A 1,309-nucleotide genomic window follows, 5' to 3' on the forward strand; every position below is an offset into this window, starting at 1 on the left:
TTGAGCACTTCGGCGATGTGCATCACTTTGACATTCTTATCTTTTCGGCCAAGCCGTCCCCCGATATTCATCAAACAGCCGCAGTCAGCACCGATCAGCACCTCTGCTCCCGTTTCCTCCACACATTCGACTTTTTCATCGACCATCTGCTCAGAAATCTGCGCCATCTTGACTGAGAACGTTCCTCCGAATCCGCAGCAGTTATGTTTGCCCGGAAGCTCTGTAAACTGCAGGCCCTTCACATGGCTCAACAGCTTCATTGGCTCCTCCCGAACACCCAGCAGCCTAGTCATATGGCACGACGTATGTAAGGTCGCTTTTGTATGAAGGGTCGCGCCGACATCCTCTATCCCAAGGATGTTCACAATAAAATCTGTCAGTTCATACGTTTTATCCGCCAGCTTTTGCGCTTTATCGGCCCATTTCGGGTCATCCGCAAACAAGTGCGGGTATTCCCGGAACATCGTTGTGCAGGAACCGGAAGGACTGACAACATATTCGGAATCCTGAAACGTTTCGATCATCCGTTTCATTGCTTTTTTGGCGTCATGTACATAGCCGCTGTTGTAAGCCGGCTGCCCGCAGCAAATCTGCCCTTCCGGAAAATCAACCTCGCACCCAAGCCGCTCCAGCAGCTCAACCGTTGCTTTTCCGACATTTGTTTGAAACATATCAACAAGACAAGTGACAAAAAGTGAGACTTTCATGATGAACCCCTCTCTCATCCCCAATATATGATCAGGTCATCTGATGACCTGAGTTAAAATAACTATATAAATATCGTACACTATTCTGACAATGGAAGGAAAGGGTTTTCTAGGGATATTTTCATTTGTGGCATATCAAAAACACTCCCGATCTCCCAGGAGTGCAGTATATGGTTAGATCCAGCCCTTTTCCTCAGCGATGCTGGCGGCTTCTGTCCGATTTTTCGCATTAAGCTTTTGGATGATTTCTGAGATATAGTTTCGAACTGTGCCTTGAGATAAATAGAGCTCCAGCGTAATGTCTTTTGTTGTCTTGCCTAAAGCCGCAAGCCTCAGAATTTCTTGCTCTCTAACGGTTAGCGGATTTTCGTCTCGCATCATATTAAACGTCAGCTCGGGGCTGAAGCCCTTTTATACATTTTCGGTAGACGGAGCAGCTGTGGTTAGTATGAGGTGTCTTGATGATGGAGTGACAAATGTCATTTTTTCTCACCCCGATGTCTAGGCAATCCTCCTCCTGCATCTTCCAATTCATCCATCTTTTCTATCTCCCATGTCCTCTTTCTTTTAAACTGCTGTGACATTCATAGAAAGATACACTC

1 protein-coding gene and 1 pseudogene are annotated in these 1,309 nt (G+C 46.4%); both read right to left on the reverse strand.

Features of this window, described 5'->3' with window-relative positions; translation table 11 throughout:
- Window positions 1-707: lactate utilization iron-sulfur protein LutA (gene lutA / locus ACWHAR_RS21720; RefSeq protein ID WP_452087796.1), on the reverse strand; the 707-nt coding region annotated here is incomplete at its 3' end.
- Window positions 708-881: 174 nt separating this feature from the next.
- A pseudogene (yvfU, locus tag ACWHAR_RS21725) lies at window positions 882-1,112 on the reverse strand (two-component system response regulator YvfU); the annotation flags it as partial.
- Window positions 1,113-1,309: the final 197 nt, after the last annotated feature.

It is taken from the genome of Bacillus sp. LR--39 (assembly GCF_053613335.1).